A 23,174-nucleotide genomic window follows, 5' to 3' on the forward strand; every position below is an offset into this window, starting at 1 on the left:
CTGGTGACTTAAGTCACCTGCTAATAGGAAAAAATATGTTCTATGCTATTTTCAACGCCTGATAAACCGTTACAGGTTGTTCTAACAATTCATCAAATTGAGCCACAAAGCTAGCAATGTATGGTTGCTGATTATGATTATCCAACCCGCTCATGCTTTCCCATATTTCATGAAAAGTAAAAATGTTTGAAGCTGCGATAGACTGGTGCAAATCGTATTGAATGCATGCAGGTTCTTTACGAGATTCAACCACCAATGCTTCTAAAATAGCTTTTACTTTTTCAACATGTTCTGGTTTACTGTTGACAATGGCCGTGAGATAAATATTCATCAGAGAAAAATGTTAGTTTAAGAAAATTTTACGGAGATGATCTTGATAAAGACTCATATCTCTTACAATATTACTATTTTTCTCCACATCGTGAAAATGAATACTATCCAATGGAGTCATTCCTGTAAAAGCATTCATTCTATGAAACCCAAACAATGGTCCATCATCTACACTTCTTTCCATGAAAAATTCATTCGGCAATGTAAATGCTTCTTTTGGTGCATTCCATGATGTCGTTAGCATATATTTCCTTCCATGAAGCGTACCGCCTGTTCCATAATTGATGGTTGGATTGGCGGATGAACGTCCATCACTACGATAAATCCCTTTGTTGTAGCCCTCTGTAAAAACAATATCAATATATTTTTTCAAATCATGCGGTAATTGAAACCACCAGATAGGCGTGTGATAAATAACTACATCTGCCCAAACATACTTTTCTACCTCCTCAGAAGGGTTGTATTCTTCGTTAATATTAGTAGTTTTGATTTCAAAATCAGGGTGTTGATTGAAGAAACGGATACTCTCTTGGAAAATAGTTTCGTTGAATCTACCTCCAGAATGACCGAACTTTTGTCCGCCATTTATGATAAAAACCTTTGTTGTCATCTTTTCTTTTGTTGTTAATGGAACAAAAGTATAGCGAGAAATTGTATTATAAAAATAACATGATTTATAGTAATCTATCATAATTATAATAGTAAAATGGTTAATTTAGAATGGTATCGAACTTTTAAAGTAGTGTATCAAACAGGAACGCTTACAAAAGCAGCCGAGCAATTATTTATTTCTCAGCCCGGCGTAAGCTTACATTTGAGCTCGCTGGAGAATTATGTAGGCTATAAGCTTTTTGATAGAACAGGCAGAAAGATGATTCCGACTGAAAGGGGTAAAGTATTATATAACTTTACGGTTCAAGCCCTGAGTAAACTAGAAGAGGCAGAGAAAAACTTTCAAAGAAGTACTGAAAAACATACACCAACCATTAGTTTGGGAATGTGTTTTGAAACCTTTCAGGCTTCTTTAGAAGAATTTATACCAAGTTTTCCCTTTAATATTATCTTACAATTTGGGGAGTACCCTTTGATGATAGAAAACCTAGAAAAGGGAATTATCGATTTAATTGTTACGCCTCAAGTGTTAGAAAAAGATGGAATTGAATATTATCCATTTTCTTCAGAAAATATAGTGATGGTAGGAGGCAACGGAATTGATGTAGAGGCGTTTCAAGAAATACTCTCTACGAATGACTGTGAAGTATTAGAAGCATGGCTTAAAACCCAAAAATGGTATGGCACTACAGGCGATATGGAACATTTAAGGCATTTTTGGCAATTGAATTTTAATAAGTATCCCGATTTTCGACCTAATTATATTGTTCCCAACCTCAACTCTATCGTTCGTTGTTTAGCTCAGGGGCAAGGCTTGGCTATTATTCCTAGTTTTCTCTGTCAAAAAGAACTTGATAAAGGTAATATTAAGCTAATTTGGGAAGGCAAATCAAAGCTAATCAATACACTTTATTTTGCCCATCGAAAAAAAACAGTGTATGAAAAAGAAATAGCGTTGATTAAGAAAAGTATAGCAAGTAAAATGTGATATTAAGTAATGTGTCTTGTATAGAGGAGGTATCACAACCAATTATTGTATTATTTAAAGTATATGCTAAAAATCGTTTATTCACCCATCTATCAACACCCTCTTCCTGAAGGGCATCGTTTTCCGATGCTGAAATATGAACTTATTCCTGAGCAATTATTGTATGAAGGTACTTGTGATAAAGATAATTTTTTTGAACCAACACCTGTAGATGAACAATGGATTGTTCGTACACATAAGACACAATATTGGGAAGATTTAAAGTTTCTTAGACTTGACCCTAAAATGATACGTAAAATAGGTTTTCCTTTATCAGAAGAACTTGTACGGAGAGAAACCATCATTACACAAGGAACGATAGACTGTTGCCATTTTGCTTTAGCAAATGGAATAGCCATGAATGTAGCAGGAGGGACGCATCACGCCTATTCAGATAAAGGAGAGGGATTTTGTTTGTTAAATGATGTAGCCGTAGCTTCCAATTATTTAATTGATAATGAGTTGGCTACAAAAATATTAATCATTGATTTAGATGTTCATCAAGGTAATGGAACGGCCGAGATTTTTCAAGACCAAGCAAATGTTTTTACATTTTCAATGCATGGGCAAGAGAATTATCCCTTGCATAAAGAAAAATCTGATTTAGATATTGGTCTTGAAACTTATACAAAAGATGAGGAATACCTGAATATTTTATATCAAACTTTACCCGCATTAATAGAGAAGCATAAACCAAATTTTCTGTTTTATATTTCAGGCGTTGATATATTAGCAACTGATAAGTTGGGTAAACTGAGTATTACGAAAGAGGGCTGTTATCGTAGAGATGAATTTGTGTTTGAACAAGCTATCAATTATAAATTACCTATTGTTGTATCGATGGGTGGGGGATATTCTCCTAAAATTATTGATATTGTCGATGCTCATTGTAACACCTTTAGGCTGGCTCAAAAAATGTTTTTTGATAGTTTATAATAGAGCATACAATGAAAAATCCGCTCGAATAGAGCGGATTAAATATCTTATTATAATAGTTAAGTAATAGATCAAAATTAAACCAAATAAAAAGATAACTTGATGATGTTGGCTGTCACAATCACTAAGTCACTCAATACTTATACTTAGTAAACAACAAATCATAGTTATACCTTGTTTGTCTATAAAAATATCGTACTAACTGTATCACAGGATTTTCGCTAGTAGTCCAGCTTCCCCTTGACATTGTTGTTGGTTCATCAGCAGAATTTACTTGGTCAAAAAGCGACTTGTATTCATTAAAGAACAATGCTTTTCCTTTGTTTTGAATAAAAGCCAAACACATTCTATATTCTGTGCGGTCTCCTTTTATACCTTCAGCATATCGTCCAAATTTTTCGAAATAATTACTTCTTCTCAAATGTGGATGGTCGCTATAATAATATATCTTATGATAATCTAAATACCAAGGTTTATAAAGCATTTCAGAATAACCCTTGTCAAAGTATTTAAGATAAGGATATTGTATATAAGCATAAAAACGAACCATGTCTAAACTCTTGTCCTCATTCATAAATCTGAGGGCATCCTCAAAATGAGTAGGGAAAATAGCTGACGGTACAAAATCCTCTTGAACATACAACGTATAGGGCGTTACTACGGCATCCTGCCCCTTGTTAAGGTTATTTCCTAGTCCTTTGTTTTTTGGGGTTGTAATAAGCCTAAAAGAATATTCGGGTTGTATTTTTCTTAAATATGCTTGATGTTCTTCTTTACTTCCATCATCAGAAACCACAATGTCTTCAAAAACACAATCTAAATCTTTAAAGCTTTTCAAAAGGCGTTCTAATGAACTGCTTCTATTATAATGGGTAACTAATAATGTTACTCCGTCAAATTTTCTCATTAGGTAAATGATTTAAAATATTCAAAGTAATTATCCAATTATAATCTTAGCAAAGCCTTTTTTACTTTGTTAACCAGCTTTCTAAACATTCTCCATTTGCCACTAAGCGGTTTGAAGTTTTTCCAAGGAGTCATGGCTAAATACCTGAAAAACTCTTGTTTGTAAACTTCTTTAAAATGGTAATTAGAGAAGATGGGTTTAATTTCAACAAAGTGTACCAAGTAAGGTTTTTCATCTTCATATAAAGCAAACCAGTTCCATTTTGGGTCAAGTTCAAGCCATTTGTTTGCCAATACAACATTCAATCCGTATTGGTCGCCCATCTTAACGTGGTCTTTGTAATCCACTAAAGCAGTTATTACTTGGTTTGTTAGTTTTTCTTCACGCCATTTTTGTGGATTCATCAATAACACACCTGCATTGAAATATTTAGTGTCTGGTGCTAATCCTAATTCTTTATAGTTGGGAATTCCTGCCCATTGGCAATCGACAGTTTTAGAATAATCTTGAACTGCACCAACCGTATATTCGCCCAAAGGAATATTCCAGAATTTTGAAATATCGTCTTGTAAAATAATATCTACATCTAAATAAATTAATTTATCTAGCTCAGGGTCAATAATATAAGGAGCGAAAATGCGTAAGAAGGTAGTAAGGGGCATAGACGTAGTATCTACAGGTATTACTATGTCTGCCGGAATGATTTCTTTGCTTTTAAACCATTTTAGTGTAATTCTTGAAGGATCAGCTATAGTTTCAAGCCTACTTTTTGCTTTAGCAGAAATACCGTCATCAATGATATAGAAATCAATATGCTCGTCAGTTTTGTGATTTAGATCTATCGACTTTAGCAAAGCTGCAATCAAAATGGCAAAATGATTATCACTTGCCACCACAATGGTTATTGGTTTCTTTTCAATAGAATTTGACATAATATTATAAATATTTTGGTTTTTGTAAGCTGTGTTATTATACAATGATGCTAATTTTAAAATTAAATATTTAAGCTATCAGCGTTAAAAAGTATTAAAACAATAGACTAATCTCTCTAAAGATAATTAAAAATTTAGGTCTTTTGTTATATAGCATATTTTATACCATACTTTCATACAATCTAAAAAAAAAATATACATAATACAATTTACTTTGCTACTATTATAAAAACTTTCTTCATCCATTCTTTAAAGAATAATTTTAAAAATAAAAACGTTAATATTTTGATAATTGCCGTTTTTGCTATATTAGTGAGGAAAAATTTACTGTATTTGTCCTATTCGGGCAATAGACGCTCAATTTGGAGGGTGATTAACCTCTTAAATCAATAATTACCTCCTCATTTTAATTTTTTCAAAGATGTGTGTAATCAATAGAACCTAACTCTTTTGCCTAGGATGAGATTTCAAACTATTTGCTACCTTATATAAGTTTGAGCAAAATCTTTTTTAGTTTATTCTGTATTTTTCTTAGTAGTCTCCAGTTGCCACTTATCGGTGTGAAATTCTTCCAAGGAGTCAACGATAAATATCGATAAAACTCATCTTTAAAAGTTGGATTGAATTTGTAATTCAAAAAAATAGGTTTTATTTCAACAAAATGAATGAGCGAAGGGTTTTCGTCTTTATAAAGCGCAAACCAATTCCATTTGGGGTCTAGTTCTAACCATTTATTGGCAAACACCACATTCAAACCATATTGGTCAGCCATTCTTACATATTTTTTGTATTTGATTAATATGGCAATTACTTTATTAGTAATGTCTTCTTCTCTCCATTTTTTGGGATTAATCAATAATACCCCTGAATTAAAATACTTAGTATCAGGCGATAACCCTAGTTCTGCATAATTTGGTATACCCGCCCATTCGCAGTCAATAGTTTTAGAATAATCTTGTACAGCGCCAATGGTATGTTCATTCAAAGAGATATTCCATAATTTAGAAATATCATCCTGCACAATGGTATCAACATCTAAATAAATTAATTTTTCAAGTGTTTCATCAATGATGTAAGGCGCAAATAAACGAAAGAAAATACTGATGGGAAAGCTGGAACTATCAACTGGAAAAAAGACATTATGAGGAACAATTTCTTTACTTTTAACCCATTTGATTGATATTCTTTCAGGGCTGACTATTTTTTCAAGTTGACTTTTGGATTCAGTAGAAATGTGGTCTTCAATAATATAAAAATTTATATGTTCATCCGTTTTATGGTTTAAATCAATAGATTTCAATAAAGCAGCAATCAATACAACAAAATGGTTATCGCTAGCTACTACTATTGTGATAGGCTTGTTTTGTTTCATAATGTTAAAATATTATACTTAGTCGTAGGGTTTCTCTTGTATGCAAAATTTGTATATTAATTACTTTTAAAACAAAAGGTTGATTAATAATAATCAACCTTTTGTTTTAGAAAATAGAAATATCATCTTTGAAAGGGTCATTTTTTTTCTCTTTTTTTACCTTTTCAAAGGTCACTTTTTTAGTTTTGCATTCAGCTTTCAGTCCCTTTTGAATTTGCAAATTATGCTCAAAAAATTCAATTGCTCGCTGTACTTTCTTCTTATTAATAGTTAAGAAATAAGGCTGACGCCCATTTTTTTGTATCAGCCGAGCATCCAATTTATAGATTGTACCTTCGGGGAAATCTGAAATGATTTTTGTAGGGCAACCAATTTTTAGGTCGCAAGGAATGGCTTGTCCATCAATGGTTTTTAACCTCGGTCGATTACGGCGAGTATCAAAATACACCTTAGCATAAATGTCCAAGAAGATTTTCTTCTCCAATTCGGGCATTTCAGAAATTAGCGAAAGTTGCATTGATTATTAATGGATTTTAATGGTTTTGATAAAATTATAAACAATTATTGAAATTTTCAATAGTATGGACATTTTTACTTAGAAGTAAAAAACCATTTTGAAATAATTTACTTTTTACCATTAAAAAAATTAAATGTTCCTAGTGCATAATCCTGCAAAGTAGAGCCATGTGTACCCCCTGATTTTGTTATTAATGTCACATTGCCTCCTTTTGCTTTCATGGCAGCATAAGCCGTAGTAGCGTTCAAATAGAATACTTGTTGGTCGGCATCGCCATGATAAAGTTGTGTTTCTGTTTTAGGAGCCCAGTCATAAACATCATTATCTTTTACCGCATTCATGAACTGAGTATCGGTTCCATCATTCACATTTTTTTTGAAGGCATCGGCAAAAGCCAAATTGAAGCTAATAGCTACATTCGCATTATTACCATTGGTCTGAATATCAGTAGCATAAGGTTCTTTGAAATAGGTATTCATAGCCCTGTTTAATCCGTATATACTATTATATGTTTGTACAACCCAAATATATAGCTGATTGTATGCAGAAATACCATGAGTGGTTTCGTTAATTAAATACTTCATAAAGGCGGTTTTGTTGTAGGCCCCAGCCCCACAAGAAGATGCCACCAAATTGAATTCTGTTGGGTATTGCTCTTCTATTTTCTTTTGTAAAGACATCGTCGCAAAACCTCCTTGAGAATATCCCGTAATCATTAATTTCTTGCTCCAATTTAATTTTTCATTCGTTATAAATTCTTTTGATGCACGAATCATATCTAAACTAGCTTGTGCTAAACTTTCACGATGCTCGTATGGATGGGTTATACTTTTAGAGGTGCCATAGCCAATATAATCAGGACAAGCAATGATATAACCATTTGAAGCAAACAGAGAGGCAATAGAATATGACTCACTACTTGTTCCATAATTTGACGGAGCGTCGTTATCTGTCCGAATAGTGCCATGTTGTTGGCTAATTAAAGGAATGGATTCAGTAGTTTGCGGAACAATCAGCGCACCCGAAGCCTGAATTTCTGTTCCATCTGTATTTTTGGTTTTATAGACAATCTTATAAGCCTTAATATCATACTTCAATAAGTCATTGATGAAAATGGCAACGATAGGGTTGTTCACCCCGCCAGTTAATACTTCTGTTCTGGTTTTCAATACATCTTTTGAATAAGTACCAATAAGCGTACTGCTAACTAAATACTGATTGCTTGGAGTAGGGTCTGGAGTAGGAGTATCGTCACTTTTACAGCTTGAAATCCAAATGTTGAAGCAAAAAAACAGGAAGTATAATACTATCTTATTGTGTTGAGGTTTTTTCATTGTTCTTTTTTATGGTTTATAACGAAGAAAATAAAATATTATTTAAGCAACTATGTCTAGTTTAGGCAATTTATTCTGTGAAACTAAAAAAAATAAAATTTATGATTAAACCATTACCATTTACGTTAATCTAAGCGTTTTATATGAATTATCTAAGGTTAACATGAACTATAGAAATCAAAGTTACCACAAAAGAAATTAATTGCAGATAAGTCGCACAATTATTCGTGCTTGTCTCAAAACTGATTGCTTAGATAATGGTTTTTCTAATTTGTGTTAAAATAAAAATCAAATGTTTGCTATGAAAAAAATAAATATCCTCTTAGCCCTAGTCCTATTTTGTTCAAAACTTTCTGCTCAAACCACTATTAATGGTGAAATCAGAGAGATGGCGACACAGAAAATACTTAAAAGTGCCTATGTTTCGCTTGTTAACCTTGCAGATTCTACCAAAAAAAGGACAGTGCCTACTAACGAAGCTGGTAAGTTTCAATTCACTCAGGTAGGTGCTGGCAACTACTCTGTTCGTGTAAGTTTTCTCGGATATAAAGAATACAGACAAGCCCTTACAGTGGCGGATGAAGCTACTATCCCATTAGCAACCATGTTTTTGATTGAAGATAGCCAAACCTTGAATGAAGTACAGGTAGTTGGACAAGTAGCTGCTGTAATTCAGAAAAAAGATACCCTACAGTTTAATGCTCGTGCCTACAAGGTAAACCCAGATGCCAATGCTGACGAATTGATTGAAAAACTTCCGGGGGCTGTTGTTGAAAATGGAAAGATGCAAATTCAAGGCGAGGAGGTAAAACAGGTAATGATTGATGGAAAGCTTTTCTTTGGAAAAGATGCCACTGCTGCCATGAAAAATATTCCTGCTGAAGTAATTGATAAAATTCAGGTATTTGATCAATTGAGCGAGCAGTCTCAATTGACAGGTTTGGATGATGGTAATACCACAAAAACAGTTAATATCACTACGCGTCCCGACATGAGAAATGGTGTTTTTGGACGTAATGCAGCGGGTGTCGGAACGAATGATACCTATAGAGTAACATCAAGTATCAATAGATTCAAAGGAAATAGTCGTCTAACACTTTTGTTTCAATCAAACAATATCAATCAGCAAAATTTTTCTTCTGAAGACCTTATTGGTGTAGCAAGCGGAAGTGCACAATCGCGTAGAGGCGGCGGTGGTGGCGGAGGTGGAAACCGCGGCGGTGGCGGTGCTGGCGGGAGCGGTGATAATTCTAGCAATTTTTTAGTTAATAATCAGCCTGGTTATAATTCAACGAATGCTTTTGGTCTAAATTATTCTAACGAGTGGGGAACAAAACTAAAATTGCAAGGGAGTTATTTCTTAAATCAAGCGAGTAATTCAATTGTTGAGAAAACTTACCAACAATATATTCAAAGTTCAAATACAGGACAAACGTATAGTGAAAATAGTAATTCAAGTACAAACAGTTTGAACCATCGTGCTTATTTTAGATTAGAATATAAAATAGATGATAATAATTCATTGGTAATGACACCTAACTTGAGTTTTCAGACGACTGATGCTAACTCTGGGTATGATGGAGTAACCAATTTTAATACTACCAAACTGAATGATGTTACTAATAAAAATGCTAGTAACAACCATGCTATCAATTTTTCAAATAACATATTATTCAGACACCGATTTGCCAAAATGGGTCGTTCTTTGACTTTCAATGTTACTACAACATATAATGATAGAAATGCTGACGGTTCATTGAAATCAGTGAATAATTTTTATGGTACAAACCCATCAGCTAGAATCCTTAATCAGCGTTCTCATACTGATGCTAATGGTTTTGGATTATCGTCAAGTTTGTATTATTCCGAACCTATCAGTAAACAAAGTGCTGTTTTCTTGAGTACAAGTTTTGGGTATAACGAAAACCAATCAGAAAAGTATGCCTATAATTTCTCGGATGCAGAGCAAACGTATAGTCGCCTAGATACACTTTTAAGTAACGTTTTTAATAGCGATTATTACAATTATAGAATTGGAACAGGATTTCGTCAGTTTTCAAGAACGATGAATATTTCGGCTGAGGTACGTTATCAAAATGCACATTTAATGAATGAGCAAATATTCCCTAAAGTGTATAACTTAGATAAAAGCTTTAACAATATTTTGCCTTCATTCTCAATGCGTTATAATATTAGCGGTAATGCTAAATCTATCCGTTTTAATTATCAAACACAAACGCAACAGCCAAGTGTTAGTCAATTGCAAGAGGTGGTGAACAATAACAACCCATTGAAATTGTCAACAGGTAATTCAGCGCTTACGCAGGAATATCAACACCAACTTTCGTTGCGCTACACCGCAACGAATCCCACTACTTTTTCAAACTTTGTTACTTTAATGAGTGCAAATTTTGTGATGGGAAATATTACTAATAGTAGCTTTATAGCAGCCAGAGATACCGTAATCAGTAAAGACATTGTATTAAAAGCAGGTTCTCAGTTATCCCGACCAGTCAATTTAGATGGCCAGTATTCTTTAAGAGGATTTATGTCTTATGGTTTCCCTGTAAAGTCTCTTAAATTAAACATCAATACCAACCTTACAGCTAGTTTATCGCGTACGCCCGGTTTGATTAACAATGTTTTAAATTATAGCGATTCTCAGAAGTATGCCTTCGGTTTGGTAGTTAGTAGTAATATTAGCCCAAATGTTGACTTTACGATTTCGTCAAACTCAAACATTAGTTATGTTCAGAACACAGTTTCTTCAAGTTTGAATAACAATTACTTTAATCAAAATCTGAAAGTGCGTTTGAATGTTATTTTCTGGAAGGGCCTTGTATTTAATACGGATGCTACTTATTATTCAAACTCTGGACTTTCGTCATCTTTTAATCAGTCTTATACGCTTTGGAATATGGCTGTAGCGAAGAAATTATTCGAAAAACAACAAGGAGAAATTCGCTTGTCTGTGTTTGATTTACTGAAATTGAATACAAGTATCCAAAGAAATATTACAACGACGTATATTGAAGATGCTCAATCGAATGTACTTCAACAATTCTTCATGCTTACGTTTAGCTATAATTTGAAGAAGTATTGGAAGAGTTAGGTGTTTAATTGTGAGTTAGTGAGTTAGCGATTGAGTGATTTTTTTTAATTGTGAATGAGTGTTTTGTGAATGAGTGATTAATTTTAAATAAAAAATAAATGATTTTTGGGAACTCATTTAATCTAAATCGCCTTTCCAATCACTCAATCACTCAATCACTCAATAAGGCGATGGCCCAACAGAAGTCCACCCACCATCTACCACTATGCTTTGTCCAGTAATTTGTCTGGAAAGGGGAGACACCAAGAAAAGAGCTGCATTAGCAATATCTTGAACAGTAGAAGGTTTGCCAGTAGGCGTAATACGCGACCACGTTTCTATATAATTAACATCACTTAACGTTCGTTCAGTTAAAGTAGCCCCTGGAGCAACAGTATTAATATTGATTTGATGTGGTGATAAATCAACGACCAAGTTTTTAGCCAATTGTTCAATACCTGCTTTTGTCATGCCATAAGCTGCCAAATATTTGTGAGCTTGATGGCCAGTAACCGAAGATGTTAATAGAATACTACCTCCATGTCCTTGTTCTACCATTTGTTTAGTGGCAGATTGAGTAAGGAAAAATGTTCCAAAAAGGTTTACTTGAAGAATCTTTTGCATAGATTCAGGCTGATATTCCCAGAAATCACCAAACGTAGTTATGCCTGCATTAGCAATAAGAATATCAAGTTTTCCAAAAGTAGCGATAGTACTTTTTATCAACTCTTGTATGACGGTTAAGTCGGAAACGTCTCCACTAAAAGCTTCGCAAATACCTCCAGTTTCTTGAATGGCTAGAGTAGATGCCTCCGCCAAACCTTTGTCGATGTCATTTAAAATTACTTTTGCTCCTTGTTCTGCCAATTGCCTCGCAATTTCAAAGCCAATGCCAATCCCTGCACCCGTTACGATAGCTACTTGGTTTTGGAAACGTGTTTTAAGCATGATTTTATGGTTTGTTGCTAGTTGTTACTCTTTTTCGTCAAGCTCATAATCAGAAGGTAAAGCAGTTCCGATACGATAATTACCCATACTTCCCGAAAATCTCAAAGATTGCGGAGGATATAATTCCCCTTGTTTGGATAAATACTTCATCTCTTTATTGGCTGGCTCGATAGAAGTGTATTCATAACGCATATATCTATATCGACGGTTAGGCGTAAAATCGTTTTTACCTTCATAAACAATTTCAATAGGAGAATTCAGCCTTAAAAAATACTGATGGTTGGCAGAATCTGGTGAAACTATGTTATCTAAATTTAGCTTAAAAGCTTTATTAGAAAGCTTATCATAAAAATCATAAATGCGATAATTAATTAAAGTATCCTTGATGACTAAAAACTTGTTATGCTCAAGCTGATGATTAATCATCGATTTAAAAAAATGATTTGGAGAACCAAGATAAGCTTCTCTACGGTTTTTAATCCAAGCATCTTGTTCAGCTTGAGTCTCAGCTTTCAAAGGTTCAAAACGAGTAATACTTAAATAGGCTACATCACCATTTGTTTTGTAGCTAAATTCTTTGAGCGAGCTAATTACTGTATATCCTAATTTTCGATTAGTAATTATCAGCGGTTCTTCACATTGGGCAATCAGCGTATTATCTTCCCAGTTTAGTCTTATGCTATTTCGATTCTCTATTTCATAGTTTTTGTCGTTAGCATCTACTCCTAAAAACTCGTGTTTAAAAGTTTTATAGTCTCGCAGCCATTGTCTACTATGTTTCGCTACAATTTTCACTTCTAATAGTTCTTTGCTAATCGCTAATAATTTAAAGGTAAGCATCTTGGCATGCAATTGCTTAGTTTCAAAAATAGAACTAATTGTATTATAACCAATAAATGACGCCCCGATTTGGATTGTCCCATAAGGCACTTTTAAGGTAAACTCTCCTTTTTCATTTGTTGAAGTACCAATAGATGAGCCAACCACAAATACTGCCGCGAAGGGTAGAGCCTCACTGGTTTGCTCGTCAATTACTCTTCCTTTAATTAATTCCTGCCCTAAAAAAGATTGCGAGCTTAGCATTAAAAATAATAATAAGCTGTATCTGTAAAGAGCCTTTTTCATAGAATAATTGCGTTATTTAATTTATGTGTTAAGTAATCAATACAATTTAAGCAACGTTATTGTTTTTTGTAAGCAATTGATAACTAGTGATTTGAAATGCTAATTGATAGTCACTAATCACAATTTACTTCAGGCTAATAAAATTGCTCTCGCAAAATAATATTTGCCCATTCATTTGTTTTTTAATACAGTGCATCACTACTTAATATTGAAAAGATGCTTTTAAATTACCTGATTACATTTATTGTGTCATAAAAAAATCTGGGAATGAATGTATAAAATAATACAGACATTCCCAGAGATAAGTATCGATGTTTTTAAGATTTATTTTTTCAAATATTTACCAAACCATTTTAAATAGCGTTCAAAACGATCGATTTGAAAACTTGGGTTCGTAATGCCATGAAATTGACCCGGATAAATAATTAATTCTGTTGGAATACCTACCGATTTAAAGGCTTGATACATCTGTTCACTACCAATGGCAGGTACATTAAAATCACTTTCACCTACCATAAATTGTGTTGGGGTTTTGATTTTTTCAACTTTCAAGAATGGGTAAGACAACGCAACATATTTATCAAAGTTTTTCCAAGGAGCCCCTAATTCATGTTCATATTGTAAAATATATTGGTCAGCACCATACATAGATGAAATCATCGCTACACCAGCACCACTCGATGCTACTTTAAAACGAGTATCCGTAGCAATAGTATAATCTGTCAGGATTCCGCCATAGCTCCATCCGCCAATACCTAGTTTTTCTGGGTCAGCTATGCCATTATTTACTACATAATCAGTCGCACCTAAAATATCCATTACTTCTTTATTTCCCCAGTCACCTGAAATCACTTTACAATAAGCCAAACCACGGCCATTTGAACCACGATAGTTTACAGCCACTACATTGTATCCAGCCGCTGCCAGCATTTGGCGACTTAAATCAAAACTGTATTCATCTTGTGCTACTGGGCCACCATGAATAAAAAATATAGTAGGCAATTTCTCCGTTTTTGAAGCATTAGCAGGACGATACAAAAGATTTGAAACCGCAGTGCCATCTTTGCTTTTTGAAGTAAAGCCCTCTACACTTGCCAAAGCCAATGGTGCTAGAAACTCATCGTGATGTTTGGTAAGTTTCCTAAGGTTATTATTTTCAAAAACGTATAATTCTGCAGGTGTTTGTGGGTTAGACATACTCGTCAAAAATGAACCAGATGGGTGTCTTTCTAAAGAACCAAAACTTCTTTCACCATCTAATAGCTTTGTCAATTTACCATCAATAGGGCTGAATTGTGCTATGTATCTGATTCTATCGTCACTTACCAAGGCAAGAATAGCAGAGCCATCTTTAGACCATTTTGGTGATGAAACTGGTCTGTCTAGTGATTTACTCAATAGTTTTGGTTCGCCTCCATCTTTTGAAACAGTACATAAGATAGACTGGTCATACATGATATAGTCTTCTGAGGCTGTAGTCCTCATATAAGCAATTTGCTTACCATCAGGGCTCCATACTGGTGAATAGTCTCTTCCTGTCCACGTCGTAATTTGTTTTGCCGTCGAATTTGTCTTCGCATCTATCACAAAAATATCAGTGTTAGAGTTTTTGTCAGGGTCGGCAGTATGATTACTCAAGAACGCAATCTGTGTTCCATCTGGCGACCATACAGGCGAAGACTCATCAAAATTACCTTTGGTAAGAGTATCTATTTTCTTTGTTGCGATGTCATACAAATACAAGTGGGTGTAGCTTTTAGTGATATAACCCTCCACATCTCTTTTGAATTGAAAACGGTCGATGACAATCGGTTTAGGAGATTTTGATTTTGAAGTATCTGCGGAGGTTTTAATCACCAACGCAATTTTTTTACCATCTGGCGACCATGCATAATCATTCAAATCACCTTTTTTAAAATCGGTCAGTTGTTTCCCTTCGCCACCTCTTCTATCCATTAGCCAAATTTGGCTACTTGTCAGCCCATTTCTTGAGGAAATAAAAGAGAGATATTTGCCATCGGGACTCCAACGTGCTTGCGATTCACCGTCTGGGCTATTCGTTAATTGAATAGTCTCTTTACCATCCCACGAAACCATGTAAATATCTGCATTGCGTTTATTTTTAGCTGAGTCAATCGCTGAAAGCGTATAACTTACCCAGTTTCCTTCGGGTGAAATCTGGGCATCAGAAACAGTTTTTAAACGATAGACATCCGTTGGTTTGAGGGGACGTTTTGTGGGTGCTTGTGCTTGTAAACCAAGGCTTGTAAATAACGAAAAGGAGAGTAGCAATAAATGTTTTTTCATGTTGTTGTTGAAGATTAATGAATAAAATCGAAGATAATAAAATTCCCCAATGTTGACGAATACATTGGGGAATTATTGAAGATTGTTATAGAGATTCAATCGTTATATAAATATTTTAATGAGAATCTCTGGTAACAGTACTGCCAGATTTCCCTTTTAAGAAATCCATGTCAGCACCCAAATGTGCTTGTTCTACGTGATTGATGTATAGGTTTACATACCCACGTGTAATATTCATATTGATTGCTTGCCAATTTTTGCGTCTTTCTGCTAACTCTTCATCAGATACTTCCAGATTCAACGTTCTGTTAGGTACATCCAAACTGATATAATCACCATTTTGAACTAATGCTAAATTTCCACCAGCCGCTGCTTCGGGCGAAACGTGTAACACAACTGTTCCAAAGCCTGTTCCAGACATTCTACCGTCGGAGATTCTAACTAAATCGTGTACTCCCTTTTCTAATAACTTTTTAGGAATCCCCATGTTGCCTACTTCGGCCATTCCTGGATAACCTTTAGGCCCAACATTTTTCAAGACCATGATAGAGTTTTCATCAATGTCTAAATCAGGATGGTCGATTCGCTCATGATAGTCTTCAATGGTTTCAAAAACTACTGCTTTACCACGGTGTACCATCAATGCAGGCGTAGCCGCAGAAGGTTTTAATACTGCTCCATTGGGTGAAAGGTTTCCTTTTACAACTGCAATACCTGAATTAGGCTTAAATGGGTTTTCCATCGTAGCTACAATATTTCTATTATACACCTCCGCATCAGCACAGTTTTCACCTATTGTTTTTCCGTTTACAGTCAGGGCATCATTATGAATGATTCCACTCATTTCTTTGATAACCGCTGGCAGTCCACCCGAATAATACAAATCTTCCATGAAATGCTCGCCTGATGGTTGAAGGTTGGCTAACAAAGGAATATGTTGTGAGAATTTATCAAAATCTTCAATGTTTAAATCCACGCCAATTCTACCTGCAATTGCCAATAAGTGAATAACAAAATTGGTAGAACCACCTATCGCAGCATTTACCATGATGGCATTCTCGAAAGCTTCACGTGTAAGGATTTTAGAAAGAGTAAGGTTTTCTTTCACCATTTCTACGATACGTCTTCCAGAAAATTGCGAAATCACTTTTCTACGTGCATCAGCTGCAGGAATAGAAGCATTATTCGGAAGAGATAATCCTAAGGCTTCTACCATAGTAGCCATCGTTGAGGCTGTTCCCATTACAGCACAGTGACCTTGGGTACGAGCCATGCACGCTTCTGCTTCCACAAATTCAGACTGTGAGATTTGCCCTAATTTATATGCTTCGGCAAAACGCCAAACATCCGATGTACCAATATCTTTTCCTTTGAAGTGTCCTTTGAGCATTGGTCCGCCCGAAATTACAAGCGTTGGAATGTCTACACTACAAGCACCCATTACTAATGATGGAGTAGTTTTATCACAACCGCACAACAAAACCACACCATCAATCGGGTTGGCACGGATAGATTCTTCCACATCCATACTTGCCAAGTTTCTATACAACATGGCAGTTGGTTTAATCAGGGTTTCCCCCAGCGACATCACTGGGAATTCAACAGGAAAACCGCCAGCTTCGTATACCCCAATTTTTACGGCTTCTGCCAAATCTCTAAAATGGGCATTGCAAGGGGTAAGCTCAGACCAAGTATTACAAATACCAATTACAGGACGACCGTCAAATTCGTCATGCGGAATCCCTTGGTTTTTCATCCACGCTCGGTAAATGAATCCATCTTTTCCTGTTTTACCAAACCAATTTTGAGAGCGTAGTGCTTTATTGTCTTCCATATTGCCAAATAATCATAGTTTTATTTACAAAGCGGAAATTATCAAAATTTTACCGATTTTGTATCCTGATTTTTGAAAGGTATTTTACAAATATCCATAAAAAAACCTCCAAGGTATCTTAAAACTTGGAGGTACATCATTTCTTTTAAGCCAAACTCTTTTTGATTCTATCAACGGCTTCGATTAATAGAGCTTTTGGACAAGCAAAATTTAGCCTAAAAAACCCTTCGCCTTTGAATATTTTTCCATCCATAATCCTTACGCCACCTGCTAACAATTTTTCCTGAATATCGTTGATGCCTGTTTCCCTCGCATCAATCCAAGCTAAGTATGTTGCTTCCAACGGTAATAATTTTAATCCTTTATAGCCGTTCAGAGATTGGTATAAATAATCGTGATTGTCTTTAAGATAGTCAATCAAAGCCAAACGCCAATCTTCACAGTCACGATAAGCCACAATGGCTGCATCTTGTGAATAGCGGGTTAGCGGAGGGAAAAAACCTTGTTTGGCCATCTCAAACTTCTTTCTTAACACAGGATTTGATATAACGGCTACCGAACATCCCAAACCTGCGATATTAAAAGTTTTAGAGGGCGCCATCAAGGTAACCGTTCTATTAGCAGCTTTTTCACTTAAACTGGCTAATGGTATGTGTTTTTTGGAGGCATCCAAAATCAAATCTGCATGAATTTCATCCGAGCAAATGATAATGTCATGCTTTTCGCAAATATCAACCAGTTGCTCTAATTCTTCTTTTGTGAAAACTGTTCCCCCTGGATTATGCGGATTGCAAAGCATGAATAGCTTGGTCTCAGCAGTAATATTTGCTTCTAAGGCTTCGAAATCGAACGTCCAGCGACCTGCAACTTCTATCATCGGAAATGTTTGAAGTTTTTTGCCAACCACAGCAGGTGCTAGGTGGAAAGGATGATATACTGGAATAGCCGTCATCACAGCGTCGTTTATCTCGCCATAAGCTTTGCAACTAGCATAAATTGCAGGTACTAGCCCCGGAATCCATACTTGCCATTCTTTTTCTGTTTCCCAATTATATAGGTTTTTTAGGCGTTCTTGAAGGATGTCTTTTAATCGCTCAGGAACAATGGCATAACCCAAAACGCCATGTTGTGTAATACTATTTAATACATCTAATATAGGTTCAGGACATCTGAAATCCATATCTGCCACGGGCATAGGAATTACGTTTTCAGGGTCGTTGAACATATCCCATTTCTGAGAGTCTGTATTTTTCCTATGGATAATTTCGTCGAAATTATATTTCATTATTCGATAATTGGTTTGCGTAATTTCAGCATAAATGCTTTGAATCTTAAAGAAAGCAATAAGACAATAAACATTAAGCCTGCGTTTATCATAAACGCTAATTGATAAGAATGGTTTAAATTAAAAACAAATCCAGTCATCACTGGTCCAAGCAATGCGCCTCCACCTTCAAACATGTTAATCGTACCGTTGATTTTCCCAGCGGCTTTTAGCCCGAATGTTTTAATCGCAATAATGTTATATAGTGAATAAATACCGCCCCAACTTACTGCCATCAATGTAATAGAGGGCAATATTAAAGCCGTATCCATCATAGTAAGTCCGAAAAACCCCAGTATCATCATGATACAACAAATTGAAAAAACTAGGTAAGGATTAATATAATCTGAAAAGATAGAGACGAACAATTTAGCGAATAATGCTATAATAAAGTACAAACCTAAATAAAAACTTGTACGTTTTTCAGTAAAGCCTAAACCAACCAAATGTAGAAAAATATTGGCAATTGTTCCTACTAAACAGTAAAAAGTTAAAAATCCACATAGACAAATTAACCAGAACAAATGTGTTCTGGTGGCTTCTGGATAGGTCATTCCTTCTGTCAATAAATTATTAACAGTATTCAGATTTCCTAATGGTTTTATATCAACATCACTCGGCGAGTTTTCAACAAAAAAATAGATATAAATAAAAATTAAAACGGGAAAAATGGCCAAAAAGGTAAAGCTTTGTCGCCAGCCATATTCGTGTAGTAGGTAGTGATTAAAAGGAGAAAATATGGCACTGCCCAAACTTGTACCACTCAAAACGATACCTAATGCTAATCCTTTTTTCTCTTGAAACCATGATGAAACCAATATGATACAAGACACCGAACCTGCTGTAATCATGGATACTCCTAAAAGAAAATGAATAAAATAGGCTTGATATTTGTTAGTGACAAAGCTATATGAAAACAAGGCAATGGCTAATATTAGGCTTCCGAAAAGCATCATTTTTTTTACACGAATTTTATCAATAATAATTCCAGAAACTAAAATGAAAAATAAAGTAACACTATTAGTGATGGATTCGCGAAGTTTTAATTCATCTCGTTTCCAATGGAATTCTGAGATAAAAGCATTATCAAAAACTGAGAGGGAAGTAGTAGTTAATCCATTAATGACAACGAGAATCAATAAACCAGAAAAACAAATAAGCCAAGGATAAAAATTTTTCTTTTCGTAAAGGATTTTGTTCATAATTTCTGAATTTATGGAGATACCCAAATTTAATGTATATACATCATATCATTAAACTATTCAGTTGCGTTACAGGTTCATTTTTCAGTATTAAATGAGGTAAATAAAAAATAAGCTTAAAAAATAAAAAAATATTCTTGGAATATCCATACAATAGTTGTAAATACTTGTGGTATTTTTACTCATTGTTTTATTATAATTATACTAACCACTCCGGATTATATTGTAAATCAGCTAATTACACTTAGCTGAAGATTGAAATTATACAAAAGTTATACCACATATAAAGGTGATTTTATGATTAAAAATGATAAAATATCAAAAAAATGATTAAATTTTGGCTCAAAAAGCAAAATATAACCAATATTTAGTTTTTTCTTTTAAAACAGTCATTTTTATCTGAATTTCCTTTTTCATAGCTTTACTATATAATTCACTCAACAAAATGTTATAATCCTTAATGTTTTTTTACCACTATGAATATTATATCAAAACTAAGTCTGATTTGGTTTATCTTTCTCTTCCATGTTACTAATGCTCAATACCTTGAACCTTCGTTAGACCGTGCGCCGTCAAATTGGTTCAACCTAGATTTCTTGGATGATAAAGTAAGAGGAATAAGTACCGAAAAAGCTTATAGAGATATACTAAGAACCAAAAAATCAAAACCTGTTATCGTTGCTATTATTGATTCTGGAGTAGATATTCTTCATGAAGATTTATGTAATAAAATCTGGGTTAATACTAAAGAGATACCTAATAATGGTATTGACGATGATAACAATGGGTATATTGATGATATTCATGGATGGGATTTTTTAGGAAATAAAGCAGGTGAAGATATCGCTAAAGAGAGTCTGGAAATTACGCGTGAATTTGCTAGACTTCAAAAGAAGTATCAAGTTAAAGTAGATATAGAAAAACTGTCTGCTAGCGAAAAAGAAGAATATAATTTATACAAGAAATATAAACTAGCGTATGAAAGCAAAGTAAGTGAAGTAAAAGAGCAAGGTACTTTTGTAATTAATTTATACCACAAATTTATTGAAGCGAAATTCTCGCTTTGCAAGCATCTAGGTGTAAAGGATATTACAAAGGAAGAGTTAACTAAAATCGGGAGTAAAGACACAGAGGAGTTAAAGAAAGCAAAAAGAGTATTTGAACTGATTTTGGATTTAGGTCAGGATGAAGCCAAACTTCGAGAGGCTTTTGAATATTATGATACTCAACTAAATTATGGCATCAACTTAACGTATAATCCTAGAGATTTAATTGGTGATGACGTTAATAATATCCATGATAGAAATTATGGCAATAACGAAGTAAAAGGTCCAGATGCACATCACGGAACGCACGTAGCAGGAATAGTGGCGGCTAATAGGAATAATGATTTAGGGATTGCAGGTGTAGCCGATAATGTTCAGATTATGGTAGTTAGGGCATTGCCTGATGGTGACGAGCGTGATAAGGATGTAGTGAATGCTATTTTATATGCGGTTGAAAATGGAGCGAAAGTGATTAATATGAGCTTCGGAAAAACAGTTTCTCCGCAAAAAAGTGCGGTTGATGACGCTGTAAAATTTGCTCAGTCGAAAGGTGTTTTGTTAATTCATGCGGCAGGGAATGAAAATGAAGACATTGATACGAAAGAAAATTATCCAACAAAACGATTTTTGGATGGCAGTGAAGCCGATAACTGGATTGAAGTAGGAGCGACGTCTTGGATGCAATCTCCCAATACAGTGGCTGAGTTCTCAAATTATGGACAGAAAACGGTTGATGTTTTTGCTCCTGGTGTAGACATTCAATCTACTGTAGTGGGTTCAAAATATGAAGATTTAAGTGGCACAAGTATGGCCGCACCCGTTGTAAGTGGCTTAGCAGCATTATTGATTTCGTATTATCCTGAGCTTGATTATAAACAAATAAAGCAAATCATTCTGGAGTCATCAATCAAACTAACGCAATTAAAAGTTGCTCGTCCGGGTTCGTCTGAATTAATAGAGTTTGGAAAGCTTTCTACCAGCGGAGGAATAGTGAATGCTTACGAAGCTGTAAAGATGGCTGAAAAAATAAAAGAAAATACGACTAAAAATTAGTGCTATTTCGTTGATTTTAATAAATGTCAATTAACATATTGAATTTATCAATTCATTCTGAAGCAATAATTAGTATTTTATTGAAATATTGGTTATTTTTCAAAAACTTTTGTCAGAAAAAAACAAGATGAGTTTTAATAAAATTAGCTTGCTTTATACGTGGCAATAGTAAAATATAATGACATTTTTCATCAATGAATAATTTTTCTTGTAAACGTTAATTAAGACAAGAGCTTCAGATTAACCTTCAAACCATGTCTATCGTTAGCAATAATATAAAGTATCTTCGTCGATTAAATGGACTTACTCAAGAACAATTCTCACGTAGAATTGGTATTAAGCGTTCTCTGCTTGGAGCTTACGAAGAGGCCAGAGCAAACCCAAATTTAGAAAACCTGAAAACCATCGCTCAGGTATTTGGCACATCGGTTGATTCGCTGATAAAGACTGATATTAGAAAAATCAGGGAGACACCGGGTATAAGTTTGGGACAAAGTACTACTGGAATCATGGAACAAGTAAAAGTACCAGTAAATGATACAGTGGGTACTTTTCAGAAAAAAGAAGTTGAAGCACAGCCTATTGCTAAAATTATTGATGAGTATTTTCAAGAAAAGGAAGAAGACAAGCAACCTATACGTACAGAGAAACAATTTGTACCTAATAGGGTAAACTATAATATTTCAGAAAAAACTTTCCAGTCATTTACTGATAATCAGTACACTAACAATAATAAACCGCTTAGCGAAAGTCCACAAAAGAGTTTTGAAATTAGGATTCCTTATGTAAAAAGAAGTCAGATTAAAGATTATTTAGCTAATTATACTAAATCGGAGTATATCAAGACATTAGCTACATTCTCCCTTCCATTTGTGAGCTCTGAAAAAAGCAGGGCTTTTGAAATGGGCAGTGATTTCCCTTTACAAAACTCAGTAGTAATTGGCAATGCCATCGAACACTGGACAAATATTCTGGATGGCAAATTTTATATTTTGATTACGCCACAACAAGGGATTATTTATCGAAGAGTTTATAATCAAATAAAAGTAAAAGGCACTTTGTTACTAAGCTCTGATGATTCCTCTATTCCAAGTTTTGAAATTTCATTGAAATCAATTGCTGAGATTTGGGAAGTGTCTGCTTTTATCAGCAAAGAACTTCCAGAACCTAGAATCTCTTTAGAACGAGCAAAATCTTTGATTGAAGAATTAAGTTTAGAACTCAATCAATTGAAATAAAGAAAAATGCCTGCAAAATTAATTTTGCAGGCATTTTTC

Annotated in this window: 18 protein-coding genes; 5 read left to right on the forward strand and 13 right to left on the reverse strand. The window is 34.5% G+C overall.

The genetic code is table 11. From position 1 onward, the window contains the following. Positions 1-40: 40 nt before the first annotated feature. Together AC07XN_RS14055 and AC07XN_RS14060 are read right to left on the reverse strand one after the other, a co-directional pair. The gene (locus AC07XN_RS14055) at positions 41-331 is read right to left on the reverse strand and encodes a putative quinol monooxygenase (RefSeq protein ID WP_309916099.1); all 291 of its coding nucleotides are present in this window, start codon (positions 329-331) and stop codon (positions 41-43) included. A 12-nt stretch (positions 332-343) separates the two neighbouring features. Next, positions 344-940, reverse strand: a complete 597-nt coding sequence (locus AC07XN_RS14060; RefSeq protein ID WP_494743536.1) for an NAD(P)H-dependent oxidoreductase — start codon at positions 938-940, stop codon at positions 344-346. Between the two features lie 96 nt (positions 941-1,036). Here AC07XN_RS14060 and AC07XN_RS14065 point away from each other — a divergent pair, with 96 nt between their 5' ends. Both AC07XN_RS14065 and AC07XN_RS14070 read left to right on the forward strand, forming a co-directional pair. Continuing rightward, positions 1,037-1,930 carry a LysR family transcriptional regulator gene (locus AC07XN_RS14065; protein ID WP_494743537.1) on the forward strand — a complete coding sequence of 298 codons (894 nt, stop codon included), beginning with the start codon at positions 1,037-1,039 and terminating at the stop codon, positions 1,928-1,930. A 63-nt stretch (positions 1,931-1,993) separates the two neighbouring features. Further along, positions 1,994-2,905: a histone deacetylase family protein gene (locus AC07XN_RS14070; protein ID WP_494743538.1), complete on the forward strand. Its 912-nt coding sequence runs from the start codon at positions 1,994-1,996 to the stop codon at positions 2,903-2,905. Positions 2,906-3,038: 133 nt separating this feature from the next. Here AC07XN_RS14070 and AC07XN_RS14075 read toward each other — a convergent pair whose 3' ends face one another. The 5 genes from AC07XN_RS14075 to AC07XN_RS14095 all read right to left on the reverse strand — a co-directional run bounded on the left by AC07XN_RS14075 (position 3,039) and on the right by AC07XN_RS14095 (position 7,967). Further along, complete coding sequence (locus tag AC07XN_RS14075; protein WP_494743539.1) at positions 3,039-3,812, reverse strand: glycosyltransferase family 2 protein; 774 nt, start codon at positions 3,810-3,812, stop codon at positions 3,039-3,041. Between the two features lie 38 nt (positions 3,813-3,850). Continuing rightward, positions 3,851-4,744 carry a glycosyltransferase family 8 protein gene (locus tag AC07XN_RS14080; protein WP_309916113.1) on the reverse strand — a complete coding sequence of 298 codons (894 nt, stop codon included), beginning with the start codon at positions 4,742-4,744 and terminating at the stop codon, positions 3,851-3,853. A gap of 484 nt (positions 4,745-5,228) precedes the next feature. Then, on the reverse strand, positions 5,229-6,116 hold the full coding sequence (locus tag AC07XN_RS14085; protein WP_309916116.1) for a glycosyltransferase family 8 protein: 888 nt from the start codon (positions 6,114-6,116) through the stop codon (positions 5,229-5,231). A gap of 106 nt (positions 6,117-6,222) precedes the next feature. Continuing rightward, positions 6,223-6,633 carry a hypothetical protein gene (locus AC07XN_RS14090; protein WP_309916119.1) on the reverse strand — a complete coding sequence of 137 codons (411 nt, stop codon included), beginning with the start codon at positions 6,631-6,633 and terminating at the stop codon, positions 6,223-6,225. A gap of 107 nt (positions 6,634-6,740) precedes the next feature. Next, positions 6,741-7,967 (reverse strand): alpha/beta hydrolase family protein, encoded by a 1,227-nt coding sequence (locus tag AC07XN_RS14095; RefSeq protein WP_494743540.1) that lies wholly within the window; start codon positions 7,965-7,967, stop codon positions 6,741-6,743. A 301-nt stretch (positions 7,968-8,268) separates the two neighbouring features. On the opposite strand from AC07XN_RS14095, the gene AC07XN_RS14100 reads away from it, so the two are divergent. Continuing rightward, positions 8,269-11,079 (forward strand): TonB-dependent receptor, encoded by a 2,811-nt coding sequence (locus AC07XN_RS14100; protein ID WP_494743541.1) that lies wholly within the window; start codon positions 8,269-8,271, stop codon positions 11,077-11,079. Positions 11,080-11,238: 159 nt separating this feature from the next. Here the strand turns inward: AC07XN_RS14100 and AC07XN_RS14105 are convergent, their stop codons facing one another. The 6 genes from AC07XN_RS14105 to AC07XN_RS14130 form a co-directional block, all read right to left on the reverse strand. Beyond that, positions 11,239-12,006, reverse strand: a complete 768-nt coding sequence (locus AC07XN_RS14105) for an SDR family NAD(P)-dependent oxidoreductase (RefSeq protein WP_494743542.1) — start codon at positions 12,004-12,006, stop codon at positions 11,239-11,241. A gap of 24 nt (positions 12,007-12,030) precedes the next feature. Next, complete coding sequence (locus tag AC07XN_RS14110) at positions 12,031-13,131, reverse strand: carboxypeptidase-like regulatory domain-containing protein (protein ID WP_494743543.1); 1,101 nt, start codon at positions 13,129-13,131, stop codon at positions 12,031-12,033. A 324-nt stretch (positions 13,132-13,455) separates the two neighbouring features. Beyond that, entirely contained in the window at positions 13,456-15,438 is a 1,983-nt protein-coding gene (locus tag AC07XN_RS14115) for an alpha/beta hydrolase family protein (RefSeq protein ID WP_494743544.1), read from the reverse strand. Between the two features lie 115 nt (positions 15,439-15,553). After that, the gene (locus AC07XN_RS14120) at positions 15,554-17,272 is read right to left on the reverse strand and encodes an IlvD/Edd family dehydratase (RefSeq protein ID WP_494743545.1); all 1,719 of its coding nucleotides are present in this window, start codon (positions 17,270-17,272) and stop codon (positions 15,554-15,556) included. A 145-nt stretch (positions 17,273-17,417) separates the two neighbouring features. Further along, entirely contained in the window at positions 17,418-18,557 is a 1,140-nt protein-coding gene (locus AC07XN_RS14125; protein WP_494743546.1) for a MalY/PatB family protein, read from the reverse strand. After that, a complete protein-coding gene (locus AC07XN_RS14130; protein ID WP_494743547.1) occupies positions 18,557-19,798 on the reverse strand; it encodes an MFS transporter in 1,242 nt (413 codons plus the stop codon). The genes AC07XN_RS14125 and AC07XN_RS14130 overlap by 1 nt, the downstream gene beginning before the upstream one ends. Positions 19,799-20,274: 476 nt before the next feature. Here AC07XN_RS14130 and AC07XN_RS14135 point away from each other — a divergent pair, with 476 nt between their 5' ends. Beyond that, positions 20,275-21,897, forward strand: a complete 1,623-nt coding sequence (locus AC07XN_RS14135; protein WP_494743548.1) for a S8 family peptidase — start codon at positions 20,275-20,277, stop codon at positions 21,895-21,897. Between the two features lie 254 nt (positions 21,898-22,151). Next, the gene (locus tag AC07XN_RS14140) at positions 22,152-23,135 is read left to right on the forward strand and encodes a helix-turn-helix domain-containing protein (protein WP_323246950.1); all 984 of its coding nucleotides are present in this window, start codon (positions 22,152-22,154) and stop codon (positions 23,133-23,135) included. Positions 23,136-23,174: the final 39 nt, after the last annotated feature.

It is taken from the genome of Arcicella sp. GW458-12-2-14-TSB2 (assembly GCF_059423785.1).